The organism is Vibrio sp. D173a, assembly GCF_030248475.1.
Genome location: NZ_JAHGAH010000503.1, coordinates 1 through 1,370 on the forward strand (window position 1 = coordinate 1; position 1,370 = coordinate 1,370).

Annotated in this window: 3 protein-coding genes; 1 reads left to right on the forward strand and 2 read right to left on the reverse strand. The window is 42.8% G+C overall.

Translation table 11 applies throughout. The annotated features are described in order from the left end of the window. On the reverse strand, positions 1-647 hold a 647-nt coding region (locus tag KIV40_RS27100), incomplete at its 3' end, for a DUF692 domain-containing protein (protein ID WP_285352279.1). Positions 648-719: 72 nt separating this feature from the next. Beyond that, positions 720-980 (reverse strand): DUF2282 domain-containing protein, encoded by a 261-nt coding sequence (locus tag KIV40_RS27105; protein ID WP_032552258.1) that lies wholly within the window; start codon positions 978-980, stop codon positions 720-722. A gap of 265 nt (positions 981-1,245) precedes the next feature. Between KIV40_RS27105 and KIV40_RS27110 the strand changes: the two genes are divergently transcribed. After that, a partial coding sequence (locus KIV40_RS27110) for a UvrD-helicase domain-containing protein (protein WP_285352282.1) occupies positions 1,246-1,370 on the forward strand: 125 nt, incomplete at its 3' end.

The following is a 1,370-nucleotide window of genomic DNA, read 5'->3' on the forward strand; positions in this document are numbered from 1 at the left end:
TCTATCCAGATCTCACCATCTTCTAACTGCTTCTTGGTGAACCCAGCAAGGTGTATCTCATCGACTGCGCTTGCAGGAATCCCTTCTAAATAAGTGTCACAGCTGAATTGGTGATTGAATGAAGATACGAAAATATTGTTGAAATCTAATAGTAGTCGACACTCAGTCCGTTGTTGAACCTCGGCTAGAAACTCCCATTCAGGAATCGTCGAATGCTTGAATGCGAGATAACTGGAAGGATTTTCAATCAGTAACGGTCTTTGCAGGGCGTCTTGAACTTCCAATACATTCCGACAGAACACATCAAGCGCTTCTTCTGTGTAAGGCAGCGGGAGCAGGTCGTTAAAGTGATGGCCACCTGGGTCAGACACCAAGAAGGGCTGAATATCGTCAACCAGACGCTGAAGTTGATTTAGGTGACGCTGATTAATACGGTCAACAGAACCTAAAGATAACCCGACACCATGGCAGCTTATTTGATGATCCTGACGAATTGCTCTTAGTTGCTTGGTGGCTTGGGCATGTGGGGAGAAGTAATTTTCACTGTGGATCTCTAACCAATCGACCTTGTGTGAGTTGTGGCTAAAATAATCTAAGTGAGGTGTTCTTAAACCCACGCCTGCCAGCGGGTGTAGAGGATGAGCCACAAGTATTCTCCTTCGGTGGGTGGAACAATCCAGGTGAGCTGATAGGCATGCTCACCTGGTTTATAGCGGGTATTATGAAGATTGAGTGCTACCGCCAGTAAGCTTGCCACAAAGCCCTTTAGGTACGACAACGAATGCATCGCTTTGGTTATCTTCTTTTGCTGTACCAGCACATGAGCTTGTTTTAGTCGCACAGTCATTTTGACCAGCTTTAGACACGCCATAACACTTTTCTTTCGCTGCCGCTTCTGCAGGCGCCGAAGTTAGAACAGTACCACCAAACGCTAGTACACTTGTGATTGCAGCAGTTACAGCAAGATTAGAATTTTTCATAGTCATTCCCTCTAGACTTAATTGTTATTTACATTGAGCAGGTTAAGGTTTTGTTAACTTGCTTAGTAAAAAGGATAGGAAGAACTAAGAAATAATTTCAAAAGAACTGAAGATTTATAGAAATAAATGACATATCGATGTGTAAGGTTATGATTATTAATAATTTATTTTTGGATATTTTTTCTTCTTATTCTCCTAAACTGCGCTCTGTGTTTAGGTTATAATCAACTTTTATGTATAAATACCCAGTAGTGAGCAAACCCAAATGATTGATCCTTCGCTTTTACTCGATGGCCTCAACGACAAGCAGCGTGAGGCAGTGGCTGCACCCTTAGAAAACTTGCTGATCTTAGCGGGAGCAGGCAGTGGTAAAACGCGAGTGTTGGTTCA